Origin of the sequence: Leclercia sp. Marseille-Q4284 (genome assembly GCF_916618945.1) — a bacterium.
GTDB lineage: Bacteria > Pseudomonadota > Gammaproteobacteria > Enterobacterales > Enterobacteriaceae > Enterobacter > Enterobacter tamurae.
The window spans coordinates 1-26,553 of sequence record NZ_CAKAKG010000004.1 but is presented as its reverse complement, the minus strand read 5'-3'; the positions used below and the strand labels follow the sequence as shown (position 1 = coordinate 26,553).

Below are 26,553 nucleotides of genomic sequence, written 5' to 3'. Positions count from 1 at the left end.
CAGACCATGAAAGAGCCTTTCGACCTGCAACAGCTGTTTATCAGCTATCGCCGCGAGCTGGGGTATTCATTCGTTGCTTGTCTGGTAGCGATGGCTCGCCACTGGCAACGCGGCGACCCGTTCCGGGAGATCGCAACGAACGGCGTATTCGTGGCCGTGGCCGCGTTTGGCATGAATGAGATCTTGAGCTTGTTCGGCATCAACGGCGGCCAGTGGGGCTATCTGGCTTCGGCCTGGCTCGGATACGTTGGCGTGCAAACACTGATTACCGGCATCACCGCCCGGCTACCACTTCCAGGAGGGAACAACGATGGCGTATCACCTCGGCGCAAAGAGTAAAGCGGCGCTTGTCGGCGTTCATCCGACGCTTGTCGCTATCGTAGAGCGGGCCATTGGATTGACGCCGGTAGACTTTCGGGTGACTGAAGGTCTGCGCACGTTCGAGCGGCAGCAAGAGCTATTCCGTGCCGGTAAGAGCAAGACCATGAAGAGCCGCCACCTCTTAGGCTACGCGGTTGACTTGTTCCCGCTCGGGCTTGCTGATCCGTGGAACCGCAACAACCCAGAGACAAAGGCCGCATGGCGTGCCGTGGCTGAAGCCATGTATCAGGCAGGCCGTGAGCGCGGTGTCGCTATCACCTGGGGCGGAGACTTCAACGGCGACGGGCCGGACGTCGGTACTGATGGCTGGGATTGGCCCCATTTCGAACTCCCTCGCACAGTCTACCGCTAAGCAACTCAGACGCAGGCCGTGCGGCCCTGGCTGATCGCGATCAGGCCCGCGCGTACCACTGGCCCATGATGTAAGCAAGCACTATCGCTACGGGCCAGGCAGGACGCAGGCTTATCGGTGCGCACAACATTCATTATGTTAAATGCACAGCAGCCCAGACACACGTCAAGGTCAAGGGCGAAGGTCAAAAGACTAAGGATGTCGCAAGCTCCACCTTTATGAAGGGCGAAGGTCAAAGGCGAAAAGGATCAGGGGGATACCCCCTACGGCCCTACAGCCTCGCAGGCTCGGCGACGGGCCTACCCCCAAAAACCAAAAGTCAAAAAACTCTCTCATACCGCCCGCAAAATTTGCGCAATTTTTCATTGAAATTGATATCAAGCTATCTTGATAGATCGCTATTTGCATGTAACCCCCCAGCAACCACTAACCTGATAAGCCGCACCACGGCTCAAACTAACTTTTCGTAAGCACCTCCCCTACCCCACCGGGAGATTTTTACGAAAAGTAATACCCGACTTAAATCAGGGTTATAAGTAAATCTTCTAATAGATCAGAATATGGCCGCCCTGTATGCATGTGACGGTGTAACGCGCTCACTCGTTACATTGTCACCACTCCATGCAGGGCCGCCCCTAACGAGGAACGGCGATGGCTCGCAAACCGAAAGCAATCGAGATCCCCGGCGACACCACCCCGGCACAGTATGAAAGCCTGGCGACGCCAGAAGGAAAGGCACAGCCGCAGCCAGAAGCGGCACCCCGCCCCGATGCGGAATACACCTCTAATGGCCTCCTGATCCTGGAGCGCCGCGCGGGCTGGATTCTGACCCAATACGGCTGGACGCAAGGAGTGTAACAAATGCCAGGCTTCAGCTACGGCGGCGGCGGTGGCCTGTCAAATTCCGGGTTAGGCTCCGGCAGCTCGTTATCGTCTTATCAAGGCAACTCGCGCAACAACGGCAATAGCTCCGGCAGTAGCTCCTGGGGCGCGGGCTGGACTGAATCAAGCGGCGGTTCCTTCACGATCGGTTTTAACCGTACCGAAACCGGCAGCACCAACCAAACCCCTGGCGGCAATGGCGGCGGCGGTGGCGGCGGCGGAAGTTCCGGCAGCGCGGCGAAGCCGAACCCCATCGATTCCCGCGCCGGGCAATACTACAGCGACCCCGCAAAGCAGCAGTGGCTGACGACGTATTACAACGCGGCGAAGGCCAACGGCAGCACTAAGAACATCCCTGGGATGTACAAAGGCGCTGTGCAGGCGATGCTTAACAACGACACGCAGGCGCAGCAACAAGGCCAGCAACAGCAGGCCGCGCAACAGCAGCAAGAGCAGCAGCGCCAGCAACAGGCCGCGCAACAGCAGCAAGAGCAGCAGCGCCAGCAACAGGCCGCGCAACAGCAGCAAGAGCAGCAGCGCCAACAGCAGGCCGCAGCAGCCGCAGAACAGCAGCGCCAGGCGGAAGCGGCCCGGCAAGCTGAAGCGGAACGCCAGCGCCAGGCGGAAGCAGCCCGGCAGGAAGCGGCGCGGATCGAAGCCGAACGCGTCGAAAAGCAGTATCAAACGAATCTTGCAGCCGTGCGCGAACGCGCGGTTGATATCGGCCGTAATTCGATTTACGGCACCGGCAACTTGGAAAGTCAGCGCCAGTACAACGAAGCGTTATCCGGGCTTCGCCCTGAAGACCAGCGCGCATTAGCCAGCACCATGAGCGACGCGCGCGAAGCAGCTCGCGCAGAGAACCAGAAAGCGCAGGTAGCAGAACGCGATAAGGCACTTGCAGAAGTAAACGGCAAAGTCGCGAACACATCCCGCGTGGCTGGCGTACTCGGCCAGATTGGCGAATTCCTGGGATACGGCACCGGCGGCGGCAATAGTAACGGCTTCGGCAGCGGCGGCCAGGGAACGCTAAGCGGCACGCTTATGAATGGCGCGAAGTGGGGAATGCGCGGGCTTGAAGCCCTCGGCCCCGCAGGCGGCATCCTCGGCGCGCTCGGCGGCATGATCGCGAACAACGTCGAAGCGGGCGAAATGGCTGAGAACCTTCGCGGCTACAACCCGAACGGTCTCGGCGGCGTGGTATCCGCTGGCGACCTGGCGCAGCAAGCGACTAACTTCAGCTCCCCGCTGTGGAACCGCAATGGCGGGCGCGGTCAGGACCGCGAAGCGAAAACCACCACCGGCACCACCACGAACACCGCAGGCCCGCAGCAGGCGAAGCCCGTCGATAAGCAAGTTATGGGCGCGCTTAACAGCCTGATCCCCACGTCGGCACGTACAGCAATGGAAGCGGGCCAGATCGCCAGCAACCAATACTTGCGCGCGCTTCACGGCCGCTATGCGAAATACATGTTAGCCACCGGCGCGGAAGGAAGCGGCACCTCGTTACTCCAACGCACGGCAGGCGGCCAGGGCGCGCTAGGCGGCACGTCCGGGCGTCTCCTCTACTCTTCAGGCGGTAACAGCTGATGGATGAATTAGCAGGAAAGATTATTCAGCTCTTCGGACAGATGAAGTCCGAACGCCTGGAGTTAGAACCCCACTGGCGGCAGTGCTACAAGTTCACGTTCCCCCATCGGGGAACGGGCTTTGCCGGTCTGACTACCCCGAACCAGGCACGCAGCGAACAAGCGGATCTCCTCGACAGCACCGGCAGCGAAGCGGCGAACGTACTCGCCGCGTCGATTGTCAGCGGCATGACACCGGCTAATAGCCAGTGGCTTGAGCTGAAGAGCGACACCGAAACGGACAGCGTTGAACGCTGGCTTGCGCAGGTAGCCAAACTGATCTGGCGCAATATCCATGCGAGCAACTTCGACGCGGAGAACTTCGAGGCGTCTGTAGATGGCGTGGTCGGCGGGATGTTCGCGCTTTACATCGATATCGATCGCAAGAAGGGCGGCTTCCAGTTCCAGCAGTGGCCGCTATCTCAATGCTACTTCGGCAGCACGAACGGCCAGTTAGTCGATACCGTTTACCGGTGCTACAAGCTGACGGCCGCGCAGGCGGTTGAACGCTTCGGCGACAAGGCAGGCGAGACGATCCTGAAGGCGGCGAAGGATAAGCCGAACGCGAAGTTCGAGTTCCTCCACGTTATCCAGCCCCGCACGAAGTACACCCCCGGCGGCAAGCTGGCGCGGAATATGCCTTTCCAATCGCTGAACATCGGGATCGACTCGAAGGCCGTCGTACAGGAAAGCGGGTACAACGAATTCCCCGTTGTCGCTCCGCGATGGTCACGCATTCCCGGCAGCCAGTACGGGATCGGCGCGGTATCGCTGGCGCTCCCGGATATCAAAGAACTAAACACCCTGAAGAAGTGGCAGAAGCAGGCCGCAGAGCTGGCCGTGGCCGGGATGTGGATCGCCGAAGATGACGGCATTCTTAACCCGCAAACGGTGACGGTAGGCCCGCGCAAAATCATTGTTGCGAACAGCGTCGATAGCATGAAGCCGCTGATGACCGGCAGTGATTTTAACGTGTCGTTCACCACGGAACAGAATTTACAGGGCCAGATTCGCAAGATCATGATGGCCGATACGCTCGGCCAGGCGAACCAGGGTACGCCGATGACCGCCACGGAAGTTCAAGCCCGCTTGAACCTCTTACGCCAACAGCTCGGGCCGGTCTTTGGACGGTATCAGGCGGAATATTTAACTCCGTTAGTTGAGCGTTGTTTCTCTCTGATGCTCCGCGATGGCGCATTGCCACCGCCGCCGCCAGAAATGGAAGGCGTGAACTTCCATGTTCACTTTGATAACCCGCTTGCGCGGGCGCAGAAGTTAACGGAAGTGAGCGCGATCGAACAGTTCGAAGCTGGCCTTGTAAACCTCGCGCAGACAATGCCGGAAGCCCTGGACGTCTACAACCTGGAAGCCGCACAACGTCAAAAAGCCTTCGCCCTCGGCGTGCCGGTTACTTGCGTGCGCAGCGAACAGGAAGTTGCAGGCATTCGCCAGCAGCGCCAGGAACAAGCGGCGCAGCAGCAGCAGGCGGAAACCGGGCAGCAGATGGCGCTTCAGAACAACCAGGCCGCGAATGATCAGGCGCTTCAGCAGGGGGCAGCATGAGCAAACGCAGCAGGCTAACCCCTCGCGACTTTAAGCACATCTTCGAAGAAGCCCCCGGCGGGCTTCAGATACTCGATCACCTGATCGTGCGCTTCGGCGGGGCCGCCTACGTGAAGGGCGGCCACGAAGCCGATCGCGAAACATGCTACCGCGCAGGACAGCGCGCGGTTGTCGATTACATCCTTGCAATGATTAACCGGGCCAACGGCCTAACCAGTGAGACAGAACCAGATGAGTGAGCAGATTTTAGATGTGCCAGCCAGTGAACCGGCAGCAGAAGAAACCACTACGGCCAACGTCCTGCAGGACGCCGGAAACAGCATTTTAGACTCCCAGCCGGAACCGTCGCAGATCGATATGTTCCCGGAAGAGTTCCGCGTAATGACCGGCGACCAGCTGGACGTAAACGCCACCGCCGCGAAGCTGGCCGAAGCCTACAAGGCCCGCGCCGCTTTCGGCACGATCCCGGCCAACGATGAAGAGTATCAGCCGGTTGAAATCGCAGGCGGCGCGAAGTGGGAAGAAGTCAAAGAGCTGGACGCGGTGAAGGCGTTCGCAGCTGAAGCGAAGAAGCTCGGCATGACGAACGAACAATTCGCCTATGCGCTGAAGACCGTCGCCGCCGCAGAAGTGGACGGCCGCAACTACGCGATGAACCACAACAAAGAAGCCAGCGAACAGCAGCTTCGCGAAGAGTGGAAAGACCCGAACAGCTACGACCTGAACATTAAGGCGGCCAGCGCGGCCGTTAAAGCGTTCATTCCGGCAGCTGAACAGGCGGCCTTTACCACCCGCTACGGTAACGACGCGCAGGTAATTAAGCTCCTAGCGAAGATCGGCGCGGAAGTCTCTGAAGATTCCCCGCTCGGCCTTACGTCGGCGACGGCATCAGCTGAAGACGTTAAATCGCTGATGACCTCCGAAGCATACCTTGATTCGAAACACCCCGAACACGCCGCCACGATGGCGAAAGTTCAACGCTTCTATGCGAAGCAATATGGAAATAGCGAAACGCTGTAATAACGCGGCGTTCGTCACTAACAACCCGGCCACCTGGCCGGGTTTTTTTATGCCTAAAAACTGGAGTATTACCCAATGGGTACATTAGCAAATACCGGCACTCAGATTACCGCCGCGTTTAAACAGCAGTTCCACGACACCTTTGAAATCGCGTGCCAGCAGAAGCAATCCGTACTGGAAAGCCTGGTGACTTCACGCGGCCAGATCCAGGGCGCGTCCTTCACTATCAACGATATGGGCAGCGTCGAAATGAGTCAGCGTAAATTCGCCGACCGTTTCAGCGCGACTAACTTCGAAGTACCTGAAGCCGGTACTCGCCTGGCGATCATGGAAGATTACGATTTATTCGTACCGATCGAACCGCGCGACCTGCCGAAGCTCTCCGCTTCCCCGGATTCCGCATACATGCAGCTGATGGTTGCAGCCGCGAACCGTGCGAAAGACAAGCTGATCTATCGCCAGCTCTTCGCTGATATCCAGCGCCGTAATGAAACCGAAATCCAGCCAGACGGTAAAGGCTCCTCTATCGCTTCCGGCGTGGGCGGATACACCATGCAGAGCTTCGGCAAAGACAGCGCCGGTGGCGTGCTCGGCCAGACTATCTTAGCTAGCGGCCAGATCATCCCGGGCACCGCTAATGCGGCGGGCGCGCTGGGTATCCTGGACAAAGCGACGCTGATCAAACTGCGCGCGCTGTTTATGCGTAACTTTGCAGATGATGAAGAAATTTATGTCACCTACAACGACGCGATGCTGCAAACCATCCTGGCGGATACCACCCTGACCAGTGCCGATTACATGGCCGTGCAGATGCTTCAGTCTGGCAACGTGGCCGGTAAATGGCTGGGCCTGAATTGGGTTAACTATCAGGGCCTGGGTTACGTCGATAACAAAGGCGCAGACTCCGCAACCCTGCCTTCTGATGGCGGCTTTAAAGCGGCTGTATTCACCAAATCCGCACTTCACTTCGGCACCGGTGAAAACTACCAGACCGACGTACAGACCCGTGCAGACCTGCGCAATATCAAGCAGCTCTCCGCGAACATGAGCTTCGGCGCTGGCCGTGCGAATGAGAAGAAAGTCGCCGCGCTTTGCTTCCGTGGTCAGTAATTGATAGCCGCCCTTCGGGGCGGCTTTTTTCATCCTCCCGGACTACTCCCCAATGAATGTAACCATCTCAGACGTATTGATTTGCTCGACGGCTTTACTCGAATTGGGAAGTCGCCCGATCAACAGCTTCGACGAGGACACCGAAGGCGCGCGCCTGTGCGCGAACCTTTACCAGGGCGTGCGTGATGATATGTTGCGCCAGCACCCGTGGAACTTCGCGAAAGCTCGCGTAAAGCTCTCCCCCTTAACCACGCCGCCAGACTTCGGCTATACGCACGCTTTCCAGCTTCCCGCCGATTACCTTCGCTTAATTGAAGTAAACGGCTTGCGCCAGCTCGACGGCGTAGGATTCCCGCCGGGCTATGCGCTCGAATCCGGGAAAATCCTGTGCAACGTCTCAAGCCTCAATCTTCGCTACGTGTACCGCAACGACCAGCCGAACGAATGGGATAGCGCCTTTGTGCGCGCGATGATCCTCGCGATGAAGAAAACGCTCGCCTATGCGATCACCCGCGACGCCGCAGCCGTGGCGAACGCCGCGCAGGAATGGGCGATCGCTCTACGCCTGGCGAAGCAAGTCAACGGCATGGAAATCCCCGCGCAGCAGCTGGAAGGGAACGCGTTTATCGAGGCTCGTTATTAATGCGCACACACATTATTCAAACGAACTTTACCGCCGGGGAAGTCTCCCCGCGCTTGCTCGGCCGCGTGGATATCCAACGCTACGGGAACGCCTGCAAGACAGCGGAAAACGTTAACGTAGTGATTCAGGGCGGCTTGCGCCGCCGTGATGGCCTGCAATTCGTCTACCCGGCGAAGGACGTCGGCAACGGCGCAGACGGCAACCCGAAACCGATCAGGCTCATTCCGTGGGTATTCTCCCGGGAAGAGTCATATGTTTTGGAGCTGGGCGACGGCTATATTCGTTTCTATCAAAACGGCCGCATTCTTCTAAGCGACCCGAACAACCCGAACAGCGCCCCGTATGAAGTACCCGGCAACGATATCAAAACACTAACCGCCGATTTGCTTCAGGATCTGAGCTACGCACAGGGCGCGGATACGATGTACTTCGCGCACATCAAACACGCACCGATGCGGCTTGTGCGCCACGGCCAATTAAATTGGACGTTCGAAACAATCAACTGGAGCGACGCGGCAAATACGATGCCCTTCGGCGAAGACCCCGCGCGGCTCTCCCCGGATTGCTGGCTTGCACCTTCAGCGCAGGCGAACGGTAAATTGTTGGTCGGCTCGATCATCGATCTGAAGCTTCAGCAATCGGATATTGCCACGACCGCGCCCACGAACGGCGCAGCCTTCACGGCGGCTGACGTCGGAAAGTATATCCGGGTAAATGGCGGCGTCGTGAAGATCAAGACTGTAGCTGATGCGGCCAACGCTACCGGGGAAATTACTTCCCTGATGTACGGTGACGCGGGCAGCTCGAATCTTGTCGCCAGCCCGAACAGCTGGACGCTTGAGGAAGGCGTATGGTCGGACGCGAAAGGCTGGCCAGGATGCGTTGCTTTCCATCAACAGCGTCTTATCTTTGCCGGTTCGAAGCTCTATCCCCAAACGATTTGGGGATCGGCGATCCGGCAATACCTGAATTTCGAATTGGGTTACGTCGATGATGCGGCGTATTCGTTTACGCTGGACAGCGACCAGGTGAACCCGATTACTCACCTGTTTTCGCTTAACAGCCTTGTCGCCCTTACCCACTCCAGCGAATTCATTATTTCCGGCACGAACAACACGATCAGCCCGACCAGCATTAGCGTGCGCGTGCCGTCGAACTACGGCGCGTCATACGTGCGCCCGATGCGCGTCGGTACAGAACTGGTCTACATCCAGCGCGCGGGCCGGAAGATTCTCTCTATGAGCTATGACCCGGACAGCCAAACCGCGTATAGCGTTTCGGATTTGTCGGTACTGGCCGAACACATGACAGAAGATCTTGTTATTGATTCAGCCTACCAGCAGGAACCCGAATCATTCGTTCGCCTTGTTACTGGCGGGGGCGAGTTAATCACCCTGACATATAACAAAGAGAACGAAGTAACAGGCTGGACGCGCAGCCGCACCGGCGTATTTACCTGGCAGACAACGCGCCCCGATCCGAACGACAAAACGAAGACGGTTCCGGTAGATAACGAGCGACACGACCACTTCATGAATGTGGCAAGTATCCCCACGCTCTCCGGCGTCGATGACTGTTACGCAGCTGTGCGGCGCAACGTCGGCGGGAAGATGAAGCTTTATATCGAACGCTTCCGCGAAGGCTTGAACGTCGATAGCGCCCTTATCGGCGCGCCAGACCCGGCGAACGCGACAGCAGTCGCTAACGGCCTGAAGGAATGGACGGCGCTCGATCACCTCGAAGGTGAAACGGTTCACATCGTAGCCGACGGCGTACCGATGCCGCCGCAGAAAGTCACCGGCGGCAAGATCACGCTTTCCCGCCCGGCGTTCCTGGTCAATATCGGTCTGCCTTTCTTCTCGAAGATTGTCACCCTGAAGCCAGAGTTTCAGACGCCAGCAGGCACGCCGCAGGGCGCGCATAACTCCACCTCAAAAGTGCGTATTCGTTTGCTCGATACCGTGGGGATGACGATCAACGGCGACGCCGTACCGTTCCGTAACTTCGGTAAGTACATCCTGAACCAACCAGCCCCGCTCTTCACCGGGGATATGGAGTGGCAGCTAATCGGCTGGGATAACCAGGAAATCACGATCGAACAACGCCAGCCGCTACCGTTCCACATGTTAGCGGTCATCCGCACAATCAACGTTAACTAAGGGTATCTATGGGCTGGGGATCGATTGTATCCGGGGCGCTCTCGATCGGGGGCGCGCTACTCCAACACAAAAGCCAGAAAGACCAGGCGAAGGCAGTCGCAAAAGCGGGCAAGCAGGAAGCGGAAGGCACCTATGAAGCGTCGTTAGCGCAGAAACAGGAGCTTTATCAGCAGGCCAGCGACCTCGAAGAAATGGCGCAACGCCAGAAAGTCGCCGCCTCTCTTCGCAGCTATCAGATTGAACGCGCGGGCCGCGAATCGGCCAGCACGGCAATTCAACAGTACGCCGGTTCCGGCGTGGTAGCGGGCGAAGGCTCCGCCGGTATCGTACCGGCGCACATTGTCGGCACCGCAGCGGAAGACGTCTTTACCAATATCATGAACGCGAACGACCAGATCGCGCAGATTCAGGCGCAGGCAGCGGCCAACCGTCGGCAAGGCAACATGAAGGAGCAGGCGGGATTGCTGGCGAAGAAATCCGGTACGGCGTCAGCCGCAGCGGCCGCTAACTCGATGAACGCTGCGAACTGGGGAAGTACGCTGTTAAGCGTCGGTAATCAAGTTTCTGGATGGTTCAAATGAAAATCGACACCGGCAATTTTGGCAACGCACAACGCGAAGTAGTCAGCACGCAGATCAACCGGGGCGACGTCTCAGAGCTGGCCGAAGCAAAGGTTAATGCGGCCCGGAATAGCGAACGCCTTCAGGGCATGGCTAACCAGGCGTGGGATCGGCTCGGCGGCCAGATGCAGCAGGTAGGCGCGCAAATGCAGGCGGAACAGCGCCAGCTGGCGCAGCAGAAATCCGCGCTCGTCATTCAGCAGAAACAGCTTTACGCGCAGGGCGTTTTGCAGGAAGCACAAGATCGCGTTGATAGCGGCCAGCTGAAATCCGCAGATCTGCAAAAGTATGTCAGCGAGTCGATGGGCAAATTCGCTTACGAGGATATCGACGGCTTAGACGAAGGCGGCCGAATGCAGCTCTCTAAAGGGCTTCAGGGCGTCGATATGTCGGTAAGCCAGAACACGACGCACCTATACCGCGCCGCGCATAAAGTCGAAACCCGCGCGACTACTGACGAAATGATCGCGAACAATGAGCGCCTGGCGCTGAACTCCGGGCAAGACCTGGACAAAGCCGCCTCGCTTTATGATTCTCCTCTCTTCCAGACGCAGGCCCGCGAGGCTTACGGCGCGGAATACGGGAAGGTGATCAGCCAGGCGAAGAGCGGGCTTTATGCCGCCGGTGCTAAGAAGATGGTACTCGATGCCCGCGATAGTTACAGCGGGCTTCAGGCGCTTGAAAAAGAGTTTCAGGAAGGTGGCAAGTTCCACGGCAAGTTAGACGCGGATCAGGCGCTTGCGATCACCGGCCAGATTGATAGCCGCAAATCGACGCTCGAAGCGCAGGCAGCCGCAGCAGAAGCACGCGCAGCCGCGCAGCAACAGGCGGCGATAGCGAAGCAGCAGGCCGCCGAAAATCACGGAATGGCCTTCGACGCCTCGGCGCGTGAGTTTATCAATAACGGCGGTGTACCAGATAACGCCTTTATCGAACGTTACGCGCGCGAGACAGCAGGCACCAGTTATGCCCGCAATGCTACCACGCTGATGCAACAAGCAAAGGCGGTGCAGGAATTCCGAAAGCTCCCCCTGACGCAGCAAGAGCAGCAGCTATCCGCAGCCGCGCCAAAGATGCGCGGAAACCCGCAGGATATGGCGGTATTTAAAGCCCTGCAAAACAGCCACGAAGCGCAGAAGAAAGAGCTTGTTACTGATCCTATCGCCGCCGTGACCTCGGCCGCCGGGGTGGAGATCCCCGCGCTACCGATGCAGGATATCGAGAACGCGAAAGACCCGGCAGCGGTGAAGCAAGCGAACCAGAACTTCGCCGAAGTGATTTATCAGCGCGCGAAAATTACAGATCAGGCCCGCGCGCAGACCAGCGAAGCGCCGAAGGTGCTGTTAACCGCGCAGGAACGCACCGACTTTAAAGCCTACGCCGACAAGCTTCCACCGGGGGCGCAGATGGAATTTTACAAGAAGATGGCCAACGCGGGCGGCCGCCACGGTATTGATCTTGTGAAAGAAATTAGCGGTTCCGATGTAATTACCGCCGCCGCGTATCATTCGGCTGTGAACCCGCACGACCGCACCGGCGCGATTATCGCGCAGGGCCAGCAACTGCTAACCGCAGAGAAAACGACGGTTAAAGCCCCGGATAATAAAAAGATTCAGGCTGAAATCGATAGCCAGCTTTCCGGCGCTCTTCCACCGATGCAGCGCGCTACGGTATCGAACGCCGTCAATGCGCACTACGTCGCAAGCCGTATGCAGCGCGGGCTTCCGCCGAACGAACTCGATAGCGACGATTATCAGGAGTCCATTAAGGCTGTGGTCGGCGACGTCATTCAGTACGGTGATTCTAAAGTCGTGGTTCCAGCTGGCACCGACGCTAACAAGTTCCGCGAAACACTCTACAACAACGTGATGCAGCAGCCAGACGGCGCTAATCAGATGGCGCTGATCGAAAGCGGCCAGGCGCGTTTGCAGGCCGTCGGCGCTAAAACGTACATGTTAACCACGCCTTCAGGCGCTACATACTTCGACCCGAAAACCGGCCAACCGGTACGCATTCAGGTGAATTAATGCCAACGATTAACCCGCTTTTGTACTCCGACACGTCGGAAGATGAAGTTCTATCTATGCCAGGCGCGCAGGCTGTAGCGCCTCCGAAAGTCGGGGCTATGGCGGGCTTCGGCGCAGCTGTAGCGACAACGGCCAGTAACACGGCCGCCGCTGTATGGGCCACCGGCAAGGAAGCCGTAGAGCGTGCGACCACCGGGCAGGCGTATGACAAGCTGACCGAACGCGCGCCTGATCTGAACATGCCGAAGATGGAGAAGATCGACCCGTTAACCACCGGCACGGCGGCGCAGATTCTGGCCCCGCTGGCCGTAGATATCCCGTTAACGGTGCTATCGCTCGGCGCAGGCGCGGCCGCAGCTGGCGCGCGCGAACGCCTGATCACTTACGGCGACCTTCGCGAACAGGGCGTTGACGGGGCAACAGCGCGCACGCTTGCCAACGAGAAAGGCGCGGAGATCGCCGGAACATTCGCAATCACCCGCGTTCCCTTCGCGAAGGCGCTCGGCTCTATTTCCTCCCCTGTTTTGCGTATCGGCGCGAAGGCGGCCACCGGCGCGGCCACTATGACCGGTATCGACTATCTCGGCGGCGAGACACGCGGCGCGATCCTGGAAGCGCACGGCTACACGAAGCAGGCCGAACAAATGCGTCATTGGGATGCGATGCGCTTCGCCTCTGATGTGATCGGCGGCTCTCTCCTGGGCGTGACTACGCGCGCGCATGTTGACGAACCGGCGCAGCTCTCGGCGCGATGGTGGCAGCAGGCCGACAGCCTTCAGCACGAAACCGCGCCAGGCATTCCGACAACGCCGGAAGCCGCAGGCGCGACAGCTGACGCCACGGCAAAAGCGGTTAACGATATCACCGCCGGTAATCCGGTGGACGTCGCTGATATCCCTGAACTCTTCGATGCGCATTTTCTGGCGAAGACTGAAGCCGATATTAAGGAGACGAAGGGTTATATCGCTGAGCATGAAAAGGTTATCGCTAATTACGATAAGCAGATCAGCCAGGCGCAGAAGTCTATCGAGAAGGCCCGCGCCAAAGGTCACGACGATGTGGCGGAATATTGGGAACAAGAGCTTCCAAGATTGCAAGCTATCAAGCAATCAAGCGAGCGTATCGCCGATCAGCACCGTGAAGATTTGGCCCGCCTTGAGAACCCGGAAGCGAAAACACCGGCGCAGCAGCTGGCCGAACCGCATTTAACGGCCCATGCCGAAGATATGGCGGCGATCACTGCGAAGGCTGAAGAGTTTAAAACGCCACCGGCAGACACGACACCGGCAGCGATGGCCGATAAAGGCGAAGCGCCAAAACGCGACGTAGCGGCCGAAGCGAAGGAAATGTTAACCAACTACCGCAACCCGGTGCAGGAAGCGGCCACCGGCGAAGCGAAAGCGGCACCGGCTCCGAAGCTCTCCCCGGAACAGCAAGAGCTGGTAAACATGCACGCGGAATTAAGGCAGCTGGCCGACGCCACCGGCGACACGGATTTGCACGCTGAATTAGATGAAGCGATGGCCGCACATCAGGCCGCACACGCAGAATCGGCTAAGTATAACGTAGCGGCGCTATGCGCTATCGGGTAAGCGATGAAACCAGATTGTATTAAGAAAGTCGAAGACCATCTTGCGCAGGTACGCGGCGCGCCGGTGAAGCTGACGCAAGCGGAGATTGACGCGATCGATCGCCGCATGAATCAAGCCGCGCGCGACGTCTACACGCGTGACCCGAACGCCTTCAGGGGCATGACATCGGAAGAGCGCACGCTTGCCGCCGGTATCGAGGCGGCCAGCGCCGGTGAACGTGCGGCCGATGCCGCAGCGATCGGTAAGATGTGGCAGACGAAGAAGCGTATCGAGGCCCGCGACGAAATGGTTACGATGGCCGCGACGTCAACGAAAGAAGGCGGCACGCTCTCAGCGAAAGCTAAGCACCCTCACATCAACGCAATCATGCGGATGATGGAACAGACCGCCCGACAGAAAGGCGGCGCTGTGGCGGGCGTACACGCGCGATTATCAGACCTTTGGGGGGCAACGGCTAACAAATTCCGCGCCTTGCCGATGCTCGATGACCCGGCAGCCGATGGCGTGCTTCTTCGCGTCTTTCGTGAAATGCGCGGGGAAAATTCGAACGATGCCACCGCTAAGCAGCTGGCGACCGGCGTCGCCGAAATCATGGCGGATCTGCGCAAGCGGCTGAACCAATACGGGGCCAATATCGACCAGCTCGATAATTATGTTCCGCAGGATCACAACGCGCGCCTGATCACGCAAGCCGGTAAAGAAGCCTGGACGAATGACACCTTTGGTCATATCGATACAGCGACCTTTATCGATGCCGATGGTAATCAGCTCGGTGACGCAGAGATTAAAAGCATTCTCGGTGATATGTGGGAAACCATCACCACCGACGGCCGCGCCAAAAAGGAATATAACGAAGCCGCCGCACAACTCGAAGGGCCGTTAGGCAAACGCTCGGTAATGCAGCGCGCGGCCAGCTTCAGCCGTCAGATTCACTTTAAAGACGCCGCAGCGCACGAAGCCTATCACGCGAAATACAGCGAGCTTAAACCGGCGGGCCTTCTCCTTCAGCACCTTCAGCGCACAGCTGAAGATCTGGCCGTCGTGGAACGCTTCGGCCCGGACGCAAAGCAGAATATCGCGAAACTGATCGACGTCGCGCACGCGCTCGATGATACCCACGCGGATACAATCGGCGCGGATAAGACACGCGGGAAACGCACAATCGCCGGTGTTAACCCGGAACAGCTGACCGAAGCCCTGTTAGGCCACGAAGATGATTTTCGGTCTGCCGTCGTGGATGCGGCGCGTTGGTTCACCTCGATGCATACCGCAACGAAGTTAACCCGCACGGCCGTGCGCGCAGTACCGCAGGACTTAAACACAATCATTAACTACTCGATGGAACTCGGCCATGCTTCCCGCATTCCGCAGATGCTGAAGGCCAGCACCGACGGGGCAACGCGCGAAACACTTCGCAAGATGGGGATCGGCGCGGGGATCATCGAACAATCGCTTATGGCTACCGGCCGCCGCGTTCAGGGCATTGGCTGGGCCGCGACGCGCGGCATGGATCGCTTCGCGAATGCCACTATGCATTTAACGGGCCTTCAGCAATGGACGAACAGCGCGGCCCGCTCCGGGCAACTTATCCACGGCTGGCACCTGGCAGAGAACGCCGGTAAAGAATGGGGCAAGCTGAAGCAAGGCACACAACAGCTTCTATCTGAAGTCGGCATTACGGCGGATAAATGGGATTTAGTGCGCCAGGTTCCAACGACGAAAGTCGCAGGCTCGGCGCTCCCGGACGTGTCGCAGATCGCCAGCGCCCTTCCCCACTTGAGCGCCGCAGAGCATAACGATATGACGCGGCTAGTGAACGCGTTTATCTGGGAAGGCGGCAACAAGATTACCAACGAAAAAGACCTCTTAGCGCGTACAGCGGGCGCTTTCGGCGCGAAGCCGGGAACTTCGGCGCAAGCGGTCATTAACTCTTTGATGTTGTTCCGTGGCGTCGTGTCAGTGATCACCGCCAACATGGTACGCCGCTGGAAGCGACAGGCCACGTTAGGCGGCAAGCTGGCCGTAACCGGTTCGTATATGGGCGGCGCGACAATGGCCGGGTATGTGGGGAATAGCCTTATCAACCTCACGGACGGTAAGAATATCCCCGACCCTACCGACGCGCGCAGCTGGTTAGCGGCCTTTAGCACCGGCGGCGGCGCAGGCTTCGCGGGCGATATGATCACCGGCGGGCTGGGCCAGATCACGCAATCCGGCGGCACCTCGAACGCGTGGCGGCTCCTCGGCCCTACCGGCTCGGAGATCGGCGACGTGTTTGATATCGGCAGCGCGACTTATAAGGCGCTGACTTCCGGCGAGCAGAGCGCAGCGCAGAAGGCGAAATATAAAGCCCTCCGTTTTGGCCGCAACCATATTCCGATGATGAATCTTTGGTACACGAAAGCAGCCGTTGATCATTTGTTTATGAATGACGCGAATGAATTCGTAATGCCGGGGTATCAGAAGAAGATGGAAAACTTAGCCGGTAAATACGGAAGCCAATATTACTGGACGCCAGGCGGCCAGCTCAACGCGCCGGGCTTCGGCGAATACAAAGATTAACCCGCTCCGGCGGGTTTTTTATGGGAGTAATTCATGCCGGTACACAAGGTAAAAGGCGGATATCGCTGGGGCGGTCACGGGAAGGTATATCCAACTCGCGCACAGGCAGAAAAGCAGGCGGCCGCAGCATATGCAAACGGCTATAAAGGCGACGGCAAGAAGTGGGGTAAATAAATATGTCTGACTCAACAACCGAAATTATCCGTAAGCTCACGCAGCTGGAAACTAAACTTCTTAAAGAGTTTATCAAAGAGTGTGACCCTGATAATTGGGTAGGCCGCCGCCAGACGTTGCACGAAATCGGCGAGAAGCAAAAGAACCTTCGCTTACTCGATAAGAACAACGCAAAAGGCACCTATTCAGTATTAAAAGCCGTGCAGGAACGCCGCAAAGATTTAACCACCACGCCGAAAGGCAAGGCGCAGCCGGTAAGCGAAAACGAGCTGATCACGCAGCTGAACGAACAAGCCGCCGAACATTTTAAACACCTCCAGAGCTTAAACTAATATGGCGCAACCGAAGGCAACCTTCCCCGCCTTCTTTATGCTGTGGGCTAAGCGCATGAAATGGAAAGTGCCGGATATTCACTGGCAGGCTGTTTTATGGCTTGAGGCGTGCGGGGAATTAAATCTTTTTCGGTGTTTTCGCGGCTTTGGTAAATCGACAATAATCGATTTGTTTTGCGCCTGGCGTCTTTATAAAGAAGCCGACGAAATGATTCTATTGCAGTCAGAAGCCGACGGCACCGCGTATAAATCATCGCGCGATGTTCAATCTATTCTACGCAACCACCCTTTAACCGCCGGTATGATGCCGGACGGAAAAGGCACCGTTGAACAATGGTGGACGTCCATCGCGACTGATCCGCGAAATGCCTCGATGTACTGTAAAGGCATTATGTCGAACGTCACCGGCTCCCGCGCGCGATTGGCGGTAGTCGATGACGTCGAAGTTCCGCGAAATATCCAGACGCCGGAAGCCCGCGAAAAGCTTCGCTACCGGCTCGAAGAGATCACGCATATTTTAGTACCCGGCGGCCAAACGATTTATATCGGCACGCCGCACACATTCGAAACCATTTACGAAGAGATCGAAAAGCGCGGCGCTAACTGCCTGACGATTCGCCTGTTCAAAGATGAATTCCGAATTGAAGCGAAAGACGCCGACAAGCTCGAATACGATGTTCCATTTGTGCCTGAATTCGTTTTCAGCGGTATCTATAACGCCGGTAAATTGTTGGTTGAGGGCGTCGATTATGAGCTGACTCGCACCGGCATTAAGTTTGCAGCGCCGCCGGGGATGCTTATCGACTGCTACGCAGGCAGCGCATGGCCGGAACGTTTCGACCGTGCAGAGCTGGCAAAGCGCCGCGCGTCCACGCGTACAATAAACGCCTGGGATTCGCAGTATATGCTTCACAGCAAGCCGGTAACTGATCTGAGATTAGATCCCGACCGCTTGCGCGAATATAACGTTGAACCTGAAATTCGCGTTGCAAATAAAACCGTCGAAATGCTTTTAGGAAATGTGCGTATTTCCGGCATGGTCGGCTATTGGGATGTGGCGACCGGTAAAGTTAAGGGCGACGCCTCCGCTTTCTCTCTCGTATTAACCGACGAGAAAGGCCATTTATATTGGCACCTGTGCGAAGGCTTAACCGGCGATCTGGCGACCTTCGCCGATGACACCAAAATTAACGGCGGCCAGGTAACGCAGATTAAGGAATTAGTCGAACGCTACCAGATCCCGAAAATTGTCGTAGAAGTTAACGGCCCCGGCTCTTTTGCGGCGAAGTTATTACGCACGGCATTAAAGGGCATGGGATGCGGCGTAACTGAAGAATACAGCGTTACGAATAAACAGAAGCGTATTCTCGACGCTTTCGACGCGCCGCTATCTTCTTCTTTCCTTTGGGCGCATTCGCGCGTATTAGACGGCCCCGCTTACACACAGATGCGGGAATTTAACCCTGAAATTACGAATGCACCGGATGACTATATTGATTCCGGCGCGGGCGCAATTCTCCAACAGCCGGTAAGAATCGGTCAACGTGTCGCGCTGGCGAAAGCTTATAAGCGTGAAAATTGGCGCGTATCTGATGGCGTCCACGAAGTTAAATTAGCATGTGAGGAAATGTAATGGCGGCATTAGATCCAACTAAAGAAGATTGGGCCTGGTTTGAAATTTGGCAGGATACCGGCGCGGGGGTATTAGTTTTTCGCCGCTCGCAAGACCCACATCACCGTTCAAATGTTTTTAACGCAATGGCCTATTTAGACGCCAACGTATTAGAGGCGGCAGTCGCGGCCAGCGAAACAGCAAAAGATAACAAAGTAGCCCGCGCCGCATTGCCAGGCGCGGAAGCGGTCGCAGTAAGCAAAAATACAGAATTAGCGAAGCTATTGAATAAACATACTTATTACCTGCGTTACACCCTGTAATAAAAATACCTGCTAATAAGCCGCCTCCGGGCGGCTTTTTTATTTGAGGAAATAAAATGGCGGTTCATGACCAGCTTCCTATTAAAGAATATGACGCAGACGGCACGACGAAAGTATTTCCTTTCGACTTCCGCACCGTTAGCACGGCAGATTTAACTGTAAACTTTGACGGCGTAAAACAGCCCGGCGGTTATACCGTAACGCTGAGCGGCGACAAGGGCGGCAACGTTACCTTTACGACGGCACCGGCAGCAGGAATCACCGTGCAGCTCCGCCGCAATACCCCTTTCAGCCGTGACACCGACTATCAGGAAAACGGCGACCTTCGCGCCGATGATCTCGACGATGATTTTGATCGCCTATGGCTGGCCCTTCAGGAGCAGCGCGCGAGCAGCGACACCACGATGAACAAGCCCGTCGGCTCGAATGAGTGGGACGCGCGCAACATGGTGATCGCGGGCTTGTCTCCGGGCGTGGCGGCTAACGACGCCGCAACCGTCGGGCAGGTTAAAACGCTCAATGGAGATACGCAGGCCGCAGCCCTCGGCGCGACGCATAGCCAGCAGGCGGCGAAGACTAGCGAGACGAACGCAGCGGCCAGTGCAGCCGCAGCATTAGCCAGCAAAAATGCGGCCGCAGCGAGTCAGACGGCGGCCAAAACCAGTGAAACAAACGCCAGTAAAAGCGCGGCGGCAGCGCTTGCGAGTCAGACAGCAGCGAAGACCAGCGAAACAAACGCCGGTATTAGCGCAGCAGCGGCGAAGGGCAGCGAAACCAGCGTTGCCACCAACGCCGGGAACGCGAAGACGAGCGAGACGGCCGCAGCGGGCAGCGCGGCGGCAGCATTGGCGAGCCAGAACGCAGCGAAAACGAGCGAGACGAACGCAGCGGCCAGCCAGAAAGCAGCGGCAACTAGCGCCACGAATGCAAAGACTAGCGAAACAAACGCCGGTAAGAGCGCCACAGCCGCAGCGGCCAGCCTTGCCGCATTGGGTCAAAGCGAGACGAACGCAGCGGCCAGCGAAAGCGCCGCAGCGGGTAGCGCAGCAGCAGCGCGCCAGAGTGCCACAAATGCAGCGGCTAGCGAGCGCAACGCTAAAGCCAGTGAAAGCAGCGTTGCTACTAATGCCACGACAGCCAGTGATGCAGCGAAAGCGGCCTCAGCAAGTCAGACGGCAGCAAAAACCAGCGAGACGAACGCAGCGACCAGCAAGACGGCAGCAGCAGGCAGCGCAACGGCAGCGAAAACCAGCGAAACCCACGCGGGGGCGAGCGAGACAAACGCAGCAGCCAGCGCGGCAGCAGCTCTTGTAAGCCAGAACGCAGCGAAAGCCAGCGAAACAAACGCCGGTAAGAGCGCCACGGCAGCGAAGGCCAGCGAAACAGCCGTTGCCGCCGACAAGGTAGTGATCGATGGCTATATCGAGGCGCTTAAGGGCGCGGGAACGTGGGTAAATCACGGCCAGATCCCCGCCAATAAAAACATTAAGACCTTCGAACCTAATGTTGCTAATAGCGGGATTTGGTTCCAATCCACCTCCGGCCAAGCGACCACGGCAAACGGCTACCCGACGGCGCAGCCAGGGATTTTAGAAATCATCAACGGCGGCGGCTACAACGGCACGATGGTATATACCTCCGCAGACGGCCGCGTTTTTACCATGCACCTGACAGCAGCATGGAACGGCACTAACGGCCCCTGGTCGGCATGGTATGAAGCAGGGCAGGCGCGCGTTAACAGCTACGGGATCGGCGTTGCAGCGCAGGCTACAAAGACCTCATTCGATTGGCAGCAATATAACTTTGTTGTCGGCGAGCACATTCTTGTAAATAGCAACGTCTGGACGAATGCACCGGCGGGGCTTCCGAATATGCCGGGCACGTCGATTTGTCATATGCACGTTTTGGGCGCGGCAGGAACCACGCTACAGATCGAGCTGACGACGAACAACATTAACGATTCTGGTTTTGTGAAATACTCGCTCCGTATCGCTGGGGCAAAAGGTGCGCGTATCTGTAAGGCGCGGCAGATCTTCACAACCGCAAACGTCATCCCCCTGGAAGATGGCGGCACCGGCGCGAGCTATACCAGCAAGGCGGCATTGCTTCAGGGCTTAATGGATGGCTTCCCGCTTCCACTGGCCGCCGATGGCGCAGCGCCTAACGATGCCGTAACAATGCGCCAGCTGGGCTTAGTCTCCGGCGCGGGCGGCGCGTCCATGAATGGCGTGATGAATAACTTCATCGGCGCTGTGGAATGGTACAACGGTTCGCGCTCCGGGGCGGGAAAAGTTCCGATCGCCGGGCATGTTCCAGCAGACGGCCAGATTTTGAAACGTACGGATTACCCGGATCTGTGGGCGGCGATTGATAAGGGGATTTTCCAATCCGTAACGGATGCGCAATGGCTGAACGGGCCGGGCGGCAGTATCCCTAAAGGCCAGTATCGCGGTAAATATTCGAAAGGCGACGGCAAGACAACGTTCCGTGTCCCAGACCTGAACGGCGTATTAGTAGACTCTATCCCCGCGCTATTCCTTCGTGGTGATGCAGGCGGGCGCATTGGTACTGAGATCGGCACCGTAGGCGAAGTGCTACCTTGTGCGGCTCCGAACATTACCGGCGACTTCAGCACGGCGGCAAATTTAGGCTATGCAGCCCTTTTGCATTTGCCTCACGGCGCTTTCGGTGATGCAGACGGGGGAAATAAAGAGCACACACTCCCTTCGCAGGCTTTGGCCGGGGATGCAATGCCGGATCGCTTGCATACGGTCAATATCGACGCATCTCGCAATAGCCAGGCTTATGGCCGTAAGAATGCTAACGGCTTAGATCCGGCAACTGAGATTCGCCCGAACTCCACGCCGGGGATCTGGATCATCCGCGCGTCTGGCGCGTTCACCGCAGCGAATACAGAATTTACGGTTATCAACAACGATGCTACCGCGCCAAGCGGAACAACCACCGTTGTAAACGGCGGGAAACTGCTTTCCACTTATCAGGTGGGCGGGATAGATAAAGCCCTCGTTTCGCTGCAATCCCGTAATATTTGGGGCGGGTCTAACATCGCTTCGGGGATGCTGACTGTATCAAACGCCGCAGCTAAAACGGGCTATGAATACAACTTTGGTAGCGATGGGAGACTTCGTTTCGGGGGTATCGAAGGCGGGATTCTGTTTAATGGGCCGCACCCTGAAGGGATGACCGGCGCGTTCCGTATTTCCCCGCTCCAGATTACACACCTCAATGCCCCCGCGGCAGTCTCTACCTATTTCCCGGGTATTAGCGTTTCCGGCTCGACGGATCAATTTGGATATCGTAGCAACGTAAGCTTCGGGGCTTACTATTCCGGTAAGGGGGGATTTGCTTCCCCCGCGCTGGGCGCATACACCAATGACCGCGACGACAGCGGGAATACAACGGCGTCGGCGTCGTGGATCTTCGTTATTGGCGACGGCAATATTGCGGGCGCGATGCAGGGCGACATTGTAACTCCGCGCGGGATCGTGTCGGGCGCAGCCTGTGACCGCCGTATTAAGCGCGATATCGTGGACGTCACCGGTGATCAGTCGCTGGCGAATATCGAAGCGATGGAGCTGAAGGAATACGCCTATAAGACCGACACCCCCGGCACCGTTCGCCGTGGTGTTATCGCGCAGCAGCTGGAAGAGATCGATCCTAACTATGTGGCGCATTACATCGGCCATGTTGACGGGGAAGAAGTTAATGATCTGCTTTCGCTGAATCAACCGGCGCTTTTGCTCGATGCCCTAGCAGCTATCAAAGTGCTATCGGCGCGCGTGAAGGAGCTGGAAGGGAAAGCATAAAAGATCACCAGTAAAGCCCGGATCGTGAAAAAGGATCTTTCCGATCGGGCTAACCTGGTGTAACTTAACGACCAGAAACGACAAAAGCCATCCGGCAAGATGGCTTTTATAAGGTCGGAACCTAATTTAAATTCTAGCTTTGAGACGGCTGGGATTTAAAAGACACCTCTTGAATGGGGCGGCTTTCTTGCATCTAAAGATAATGAAATATTAGATCGCTTGCAAGTCCTCTAATCAAATAGATCTAGGTTCACCTGCACAGCTCGCGCTAAGTCGTTGTTTTTCTATCGGTGGTCAGTGTTTTTGGATAGTAAAAACGCGCGGGTAGCCTTACAAGGGGAAAGCTAACTGAGGGCAGCGAGGAACGCCGACACCTAACACATGATCACGCTTCTAGGGTAAGGAATGAGAAAACGCCACCTAAGCAGAAAAGGCGGAATGAAGCGGGTAAGTTGTCATGGGTCGGTTACGGGATCGCGTTAGCGGCTGAAGCGGTGGAGGAAACGACACCTAACTTTAGAAACTCGTATGAGTTTCGACACTCTTTTATTCTCACACAATAAGAATGGTTTTTTTTTGAGAATGGGAGGGGTCGGAACTTCCGACACCGGAGGAAGGGCCGTGGTTCTTACCGCAGTTAGGAGGGGGCAAGGGAGAAGAAGAAGAGAGGCCCAGGCTCAAACATAACGGAAGCCAGCGGAGAAGTAAAGAGAGGAACAGGGGCCGAAGCCCCATAATTTATATCGCGCTGATGTATGTTGTAACTAGCCGATCGCGTCAGCGTCAGAACCATAGCGCGCGGGGAAAGTCTGCACATCGGAAAAGTTAAGCAGAGACATACGCCAAATATCATATTCAGCTTGAAGCTTCAGCCAGTAGAACGCGGTATAAAGCCCCGCCTTCTCAAGCCGGTAAGCGACTGAAGGCGATAAACCGTAGACCTGATTCACAAGACGGCAAACAACGGCTTTCCTCAGCCCCAGCAAGCGCGCCGCTTCGCTTTGGTTAAGCCCACGCATGAACAGCTCTTCGCCCAGGATCTCGCCCGGATGCGGCGGCGGGGTGAATACTTCAGTCATCGCGGGTTAAACCCTTCATGCTCTAAGGCGGCCATTAACACGTAGATACCGTCCATCATTAAATACGCTTCGTCTGAAGACGTGGCGAGCTTCTCACAATCACTATGGCCGGTGCGCTTTAGGAATTGCGCCAGCGCCATAGCCTGATCTGGCTTGAGCCAGAATTTGAACTCTGTAAACCCTTCTGATTCGTTGGTCATGGTAAGCCCTAAAAGAAGAAGGCGGCACGCTGTCCGCCTTTGACTATTTGATGAATGCAACGATAAGAGAACCAGCCACGGCCACGGCGGCCAGCGCCAGCGAAGCCCACGGATACCAGCGCAATTCCCGGTTAATCTTCGCCGTCTCTGCGACTAGCTTCGCGATCTCCGCGCGCATTTTGTCATCATTCAGGTTTTCGGTCTGTACGGTCATATTAAGCCCTCCTTTCAAGTAGTTTATCACCCCCGGCGAAAAATTAAACACCGGCGGCAAAAGCATGATTGCCTGCTAGCATGATATCAATATAGCTTGATTGATTGCAAGCATAAAAAAAGGGCGGTGCGCAACCCCCCGGAAACGCACCGCCCTTCTCTATCTTGCTTTTTAGTTCATTGTTACCGGCATTCCGTCCGGGTGCATCAGCACTTGATTGTACAGCTCCGGTTTTTCTTCAATCTCTTCCAGCGCGTCAGCCATATGGCGCAGTGCAGCGGCTGTAATCAATCCGTAACCGGGCGGCAGGTCATCGACAGTCGCCAGACCGCAGGATCTAAATGCTGCGTCTACGCCGGTTCCCTTCTTCGTAAGAAGAATATCGATCGCGCCCCCGATCTCGCCGTTAATCGCGTTCCCGATCATCTTCGCGCCGTAGTCGCACGTTTCCACCGTAATACGCAGCTGAAGTTTAAAATCGGCGTTCGCCTCGCGCTGCCTGCATTTCTCACACATCTATTGAATTCCCCTTTGTAGCCCGTTCGATATCGCGCATGACCGCCTTGCGCACGACTCGTTTGATATTCCAGACGCAAAACACGTAAACGATGTATTCAAGTGTTTTGCGCGTTGACCAAATTCCGAAGAGAACACTGGCGGCGCACATCACGAATAGTACGCCTAAGCCGTCCCGCCAATCGATCCAGACCATCCAGATAAATAACGGCTGAAGGGCCAGAAGTATTAAATCCAGTTTGAACGGCAATGATTTGTGATACGGCATATTAAATCCCCTCGAACCACATCACCGCCAGCGATACCAAAAGCGCGAATCCAGCGGAAAAAATACTTACAGCCAATACGACCAGAACAATGGCTTCAATATTTAGAACTTTCATTCTGAGCCTCAGAGGAATACGACCTTCGCCATTGTTGACCACGTTTCTAATGGAAAGAAATGGAATAACCCCGCAAAAGCTACGCAACATAAGAATAAGATTTTCATGGTTAAGCCCTCAGTAAGTAAGATATAAAGATATCATGATATCTTTATATCATGCAAGCAATAAAGCCCGCTATTTTGCGGGCTTCAGATTTATAAAGGGATTACCAGCCGTAAGACACGCCAGCGCCGACAACAAAGTTTTGCTGTGTGTCGTCAGACACGGAAGCCTTAACCACTACATTTTCAGTAGCGCGGGCAGAAGCCCCAATAGCAAGAGCGCTTTCGCCGTCAGTGTTACCAACGCCCGCGCCAACTGCGAAGGTCTGGCCCTGGATTACCTGCGGGATATTCGCCATTGCGGCGACGCCTGCGATACCGGCGCTTGCGCGTTTACGATTTTCTTCAACCTGGCTTTTAAGCTTGCCGAAGTTTGCGGAGGTGTTAGCCTCGAGGTTTTCAATACGCGTTTCATGATCGGCCAGTTCGGCAGAATGGCGAGAAACTACAGCGTCGGTTTTTTGCTGCGCGGCTTTACGTTCGGCAATGCGCTGATCTACATCGGCGGCGCGTTGCTGGAAAGTGCCGGTATCAACTTTCTGATCAACAGCCGTTTGCAGGGTCTTGAAGTGGCCCGCTTCGGTCTGTTCATCGGCGCGGGACTGCGCCTGAATTTGCGCAATGCGCGATTCCAAAGGCGCGTCATGCGCAGCGGTTAACATATGTTGGATTTTCTCGCCGCTCTGGATACTTTCAGCTTTTGCTTCGCCTTCCTGCACTTGCGCGAAGTCCTCAGCCGCCTGGCGCTGTTTTTCAGACGCTAATACGCTATCAAATTCGCCCGCTGAAGCGTCATATGGAAGATGATTAACATTTGCGATCTGCTCATTACTCGCATTGCTTTGTTGGATCAGGCTTTCGTGATAATCCGCCATTACTTTTTCATCCGCTAACTTCTGCTTATCTTGTTCAAGCGCGGAACGATGGGCAGCGCGGGATTGATCAGTATCAGTTTGTTGCCATCCGCGCCCCGCGTCATAGCTATCTGGTTTAATAGCTTCAGCATAAGATTCTTCCTGTGCGTTATGTACTAACACTAGATTAGGGAGCGGCGTTAATTGCGGATGGGCTACCGGAGTCAGTTGCACTACCGGCGTAGACTGAGGGCGCGGCGGCACGGCCTGCGGGATTTGCTGAGGCGCTACAGGGGTCAGCTGTGCTACCGGCGTAGACTGAGGGCGAGGCGGCACAGCCTGCGGAGTCTGCTGCTGAACTACCGGCGTCAGTTGTGCTACCGGCGTAGACTGTGG

The 26,553-nt window shown here is 56.6% G+C and carries 24 protein-coding genes; 18 read left to right on the top strand and 6 right to left on the bottom strand.

What is annotated here, in order from left to right:
• Positions 1-6 precede the first annotated feature (6 nt).
• The 18 genes from LG383_RS22605 to LG383_RS22520 all read left to right on the top strand — a co-directional run bounded on the left by LG383_RS22605 (position 7) and on the right by LG383_RS22520 (position 22,807).
• A complete protein-coding gene (locus tag LG383_RS22605; protein ID WP_225760237.1) occupies positions 7-339 on the top strand; it encodes a phage holin family protein in 333 nt (110 codons plus the stop codon).
• Positions 311-733, top strand: coding sequence for a M15 family metallopeptidase (locus LG383_RS22600; protein WP_225760236.1), 423 nt, complete (start codon positions 311-313; stop codon positions 731-733). The genes LG383_RS22605 and LG383_RS22600 overlap by 29 nt, the downstream gene beginning before the upstream one ends.
• 651 nt (positions 734-1,384) lie before the next feature.
• On the top strand, positions 1,385-1,591 hold the full coding sequence (locus LG383_RS22595) for a hypothetical protein (protein WP_225760235.1): 207 nt from the start codon (positions 1,385-1,387) through the stop codon (positions 1,589-1,591).
• Between the two features lie 3 nt (positions 1,592-1,594).
• Positions 1,595-3,205 (top strand): hypothetical protein, encoded by a 1,611-nt coding sequence (locus LG383_RS22590; RefSeq protein ID WP_225760234.1) that lies wholly within the window; start codon positions 1,595-1,597, stop codon positions 3,203-3,205.
• On the top strand, positions 3,205-4,806 hold the full coding sequence (locus tag LG383_RS22585) for a portal protein (RefSeq protein ID WP_225760233.1): 1,602 nt from the start codon (positions 3,205-3,207) through the stop codon (positions 4,804-4,806). The genes LG383_RS22590 and LG383_RS22585 overlap by 1 nt, the downstream gene beginning before the upstream one ends.
• Positions 4,803-5,045: a hypothetical protein gene (locus LG383_RS22580; protein WP_225760232.1), complete on the top strand. Its 243-nt coding sequence runs from the start codon at positions 4,803-4,805 to the stop codon at positions 5,043-5,045. The genes LG383_RS22585 and LG383_RS22580 overlap by 4 nt, the downstream gene beginning before the upstream one ends.
• A complete protein-coding gene (locus tag LG383_RS22575; RefSeq protein WP_225760231.1) occupies positions 5,038-5,826 on the top strand; it encodes a hypothetical protein in 789 nt (262 codons plus the stop codon). The genes LG383_RS22580 and LG383_RS22575 overlap by 8 nt, the downstream gene beginning before the upstream one ends.
• Positions 5,827-5,901: 75 nt before the next feature.
• Positions 5,902-6,936, top strand: a complete 1,035-nt coding sequence (locus LG383_RS22570; protein WP_225760230.1) for a phage capsid protein — start codon at positions 5,902-5,904, stop codon at positions 6,934-6,936.
• A gap of 52 nt (positions 6,937-6,988) precedes the next feature.
• Positions 6,989-7,579, top strand: coding sequence for a hypothetical protein (locus tag LG383_RS22565; RefSeq protein ID WP_225760229.1), 591 nt, complete (start codon positions 6,989-6,991; stop codon positions 7,577-7,579).
• Positions 7,579-9,738 (top strand): hypothetical protein, encoded by a 2,160-nt coding sequence (locus LG383_RS22560; RefSeq protein WP_225760228.1) that lies wholly within the window; start codon positions 7,579-7,581, stop codon positions 9,736-9,738. Before LG383_RS22565 ends, LG383_RS22560 begins: the two co-directional genes overlap by 1 nt.
• A gap of 8 nt (positions 9,739-9,746) precedes the next feature.
• Positions 9,747-10,319, top strand: a complete 573-nt coding sequence (locus LG383_RS22555; RefSeq protein ID WP_225760227.1) for a hypothetical protein — start codon at positions 9,747-9,749, stop codon at positions 10,317-10,319.
• The gene (locus LG383_RS22550; protein ID WP_225760226.1) at positions 10,316-12,385 is read left to right on the top strand and encodes a hypothetical protein; all 2,070 of its coding nucleotides are present in this window, start codon (positions 10,316-10,318) and stop codon (positions 12,383-12,385) included. Before LG383_RS22555 ends, LG383_RS22550 begins: the two co-directional genes overlap by 4 nt.
• Positions 12,385-13,977: a hypothetical protein gene (locus tag LG383_RS22545; RefSeq protein ID WP_225760225.1), complete on the top strand. Its 1,593-nt coding sequence runs from the start codon at positions 12,385-12,387 to the stop codon at positions 13,975-13,977. The genes LG383_RS22550 and LG383_RS22545 overlap by 1 nt, the downstream gene beginning before the upstream one ends.
• A gap of 3 nt (positions 13,978-13,980) precedes the next feature.
• Positions 13,981-16,539, top strand: coding sequence for a hypothetical protein (locus LG383_RS22540; protein WP_225760224.1), 2,559 nt, complete (start codon positions 13,981-13,983; stop codon positions 16,537-16,539).
• Positions 16,540-16,715: 176 nt separating this feature from the next.
• The gene (locus LG383_RS22535) at positions 16,716-17,045 is read left to right on the top strand and encodes a hypothetical protein (RefSeq protein ID WP_225760223.1); all 330 of its coding nucleotides are present in this window, start codon (positions 16,716-16,718) and stop codon (positions 17,043-17,045) included.
• A 1-nt stretch (position 17,046) separates the two neighbouring features.
• Positions 17,047-18,678, top strand: a complete 1,632-nt coding sequence (terL, locus tag LG383_RS22530; protein WP_225760222.1) for a phage terminase large subunit — start codon at positions 17,047-17,049, stop codon at positions 18,676-18,678.
• The gene (locus LG383_RS22525; protein ID WP_225760221.1) at positions 18,678-18,980 is read left to right on the top strand and encodes a hypothetical protein; all 303 of its coding nucleotides are present in this window, start codon (positions 18,678-18,680) and stop codon (positions 18,978-18,980) included. The genes terL and LG383_RS22525 overlap by 1 nt, the downstream gene beginning before the upstream one ends.
• Positions 18,981-19,036: 56 nt before the next feature.
• Positions 19,037-22,807 (top strand): phage tail fiber protein, encoded by a 3,771-nt coding sequence (locus LG383_RS22520; RefSeq protein ID WP_225760220.1) that lies wholly within the window; start codon positions 19,037-19,039, stop codon positions 22,805-22,807.
• A 764-nt stretch (positions 22,808-23,571) separates the two neighbouring features.
• On the opposite strand, the gene LG383_RS22515 is transcribed toward LG383_RS22520, so the two are convergent.
• The 6 genes from LG383_RS22515 to LG383_RS22490 all read right to left on the bottom strand — a co-directional run.
• Positions 23,572-23,886, bottom strand: coding sequence for a HigA family addiction module antitoxin (locus tag LG383_RS22515; RefSeq protein ID WP_225760219.1), 315 nt, complete (start codon positions 23,884-23,886; stop codon positions 23,572-23,574).
• A complete protein-coding gene (locus LG383_RS22510; protein WP_225760218.1) occupies positions 23,883-24,086 on the bottom strand; it encodes a hypothetical protein in 204 nt (67 codons plus the stop codon). Before LG383_RS22510 ends, LG383_RS22515 begins: the two co-directional genes overlap by 4 nt.
• A 43-nt stretch (positions 24,087-24,129) precedes the next feature.
• Positions 24,130-24,300 carry a hypothetical protein gene (locus LG383_RS22505; RefSeq protein ID WP_225760217.1) on the bottom strand — a complete coding sequence of 57 codons (171 nt, stop codon included), beginning with the start codon at positions 24,298-24,300 and terminating at the stop codon, positions 24,130-24,132.
• A 171-nt stretch (positions 24,301-24,471) separates the two neighbouring features.
• Positions 24,472-24,816, bottom strand: a complete 345-nt coding sequence (locus LG383_RS22500) for a hypothetical protein (protein WP_225760216.1) — start codon at positions 24,814-24,816, stop codon at positions 24,472-24,474.
• Positions 24,809-25,084: a hypothetical protein gene (locus LG383_RS22495; RefSeq protein WP_225760215.1), complete on the bottom strand. Its 276-nt coding sequence runs from the start codon at positions 25,082-25,084 to the stop codon at positions 24,809-24,811. Before LG383_RS22495 ends, LG383_RS22500 begins: the two co-directional genes overlap by 8 nt.
• 323 nt (positions 25,085-25,407) lie before the next feature.
• A partial coding sequence (locus LG383_RS22490; RefSeq protein ID WP_225760214.1) for a YadA C-terminal domain-containing protein occupies positions 25,408-26,553 on the bottom strand: 1,146 nt, incomplete at its 5' end.

Excerpts from the sequence above, each read along its gene's own strand:
- LG383_RS22605 (WP_225760237.1), top strand. The coding sequence starts at position 7 with ATGAAAGAGCCTTTCGACCTGCAACAGCTGTTTATCAGCTATCGCCGC.
- LG383_RS22600 (WP_225760236.1), top strand. The coding sequence starts at position 311 with ATGGCGTATCACCTCGGCGCAAAGAGTAAAGCGGCGCTTGTCGGCGTT.
- LG383_RS22595 (WP_225760235.1), top strand. The coding sequence starts at position 1,385 with ATGGCTCGCAAACCGAAAGCAATCGAGATCCCCGGCGACACCACCCCG.
- LG383_RS22590 (WP_225760234.1), top strand. The coding sequence starts at position 1,595 with ATGCCAGGCTTCAGCTACGGCGGCGGCGGTGGCCTGTCAAATTCCGGG.
- LG383_RS22585 (WP_225760233.1), top strand. The coding sequence starts at position 3,205 with ATGGATGAATTAGCAGGAAAGATTATTCAGCTCTTCGGACAGATGAAG.
- LG383_RS22580 (WP_225760232.1), top strand. The coding sequence starts at position 4,803 with ATGAGCAAACGCAGCAGGCTAACCCCTCGCGACTTTAAGCACATCTTC.
- LG383_RS22575 (WP_225760231.1), top strand. The coding sequence starts at position 5,038 with ATGAGTGAGCAGATTTTAGATGTGCCAGCCAGTGAACCGGCAGCAGAA.
- LG383_RS22570 (WP_225760230.1), top strand. The coding sequence starts at position 5,902 with ATGGGTACATTAGCAAATACCGGCACTCAGATTACCGCCGCGTTTAAA.
- LG383_RS22565 (WP_225760229.1), top strand. The coding sequence starts at position 6,989 with ATGAATGTAACCATCTCAGACGTATTGATTTGCTCGACGGCTTTACTC.
- LG383_RS22560 (WP_225760228.1), top strand. The coding sequence starts at position 7,579 with ATGCGCACACACATTATTCAAACGAACTTTACCGCCGGGGAAGTCTCC.
- LG383_RS22555 (WP_225760227.1), top strand. The coding sequence starts at position 9,747 with ATGGGCTGGGGATCGATTGTATCCGGGGCGCTCTCGATCGGGGGCGCG.
- LG383_RS22550 (WP_225760226.1), top strand. The coding sequence starts at position 10,316 with ATGAAAATCGACACCGGCAATTTTGGCAACGCACAACGCGAAGTAGTC.
- LG383_RS22545 (WP_225760225.1), top strand. The coding sequence starts at position 12,385 with ATGCCAACGATTAACCCGCTTTTGTACTCCGACACGTCGGAAGATGAA.
- LG383_RS22540 (WP_225760224.1), top strand. The coding sequence starts at position 13,981 with ATGAAACCAGATTGTATTAAGAAAGTCGAAGACCATCTTGCGCAGGTA.
- LG383_RS22535 (WP_225760223.1), top strand. The coding sequence starts at position 16,716 with ATGTCTGACTCAACAACCGAAATTATCCGTAAGCTCACGCAGCTGGAA.
- terL (WP_225760222.1), top strand. The coding sequence starts at position 17,047 with ATGGCGCAACCGAAGGCAACCTTCCCCGCCTTCTTTATGCTGTGGGCT.
- LG383_RS22525 (WP_225760221.1), top strand. The coding sequence starts at position 18,678 with ATGGCGGCATTAGATCCAACTAAAGAAGATTGGGCCTGGTTTGAAATT.
- LG383_RS22520 (WP_225760220.1), top strand. The coding sequence starts at position 19,037 with ATGGCGGTTCATGACCAGCTTCCTATTAAAGAATATGACGCAGACGGC.
- LG383_RS22515 (WP_225760219.1), bottom strand. The coding sequence starts at position 23,886 with ATGACTGAAGTATTCACCCCGCCGCCGCATCCGGGCGAGATCCTGGGC.
- LG383_RS22510 (WP_225760218.1), bottom strand. The coding sequence starts at position 24,086 with ATGACCAACGAATCAGAAGGGTTTACAGAGTTCAAATTCTGGCTCAAG.
- LG383_RS22505 (WP_225760217.1), bottom strand. The coding sequence starts at position 24,300 with ATGACCGTACAGACCGAAAACCTGAATGATGACAAAATGCGCGCGGAG.
- LG383_RS22500 (WP_225760216.1), bottom strand. The coding sequence starts at position 24,816 with ATGTGTGAGAAATGCAGGCAGCGCGAGGCGAACGCCGATTTTAAACTT.
- LG383_RS22495 (WP_225760215.1), bottom strand. The coding sequence starts at position 25,084 with ATGCCGTATCACAAATCATTGCCGTTCAAACTGGATTTAATACTTCTG.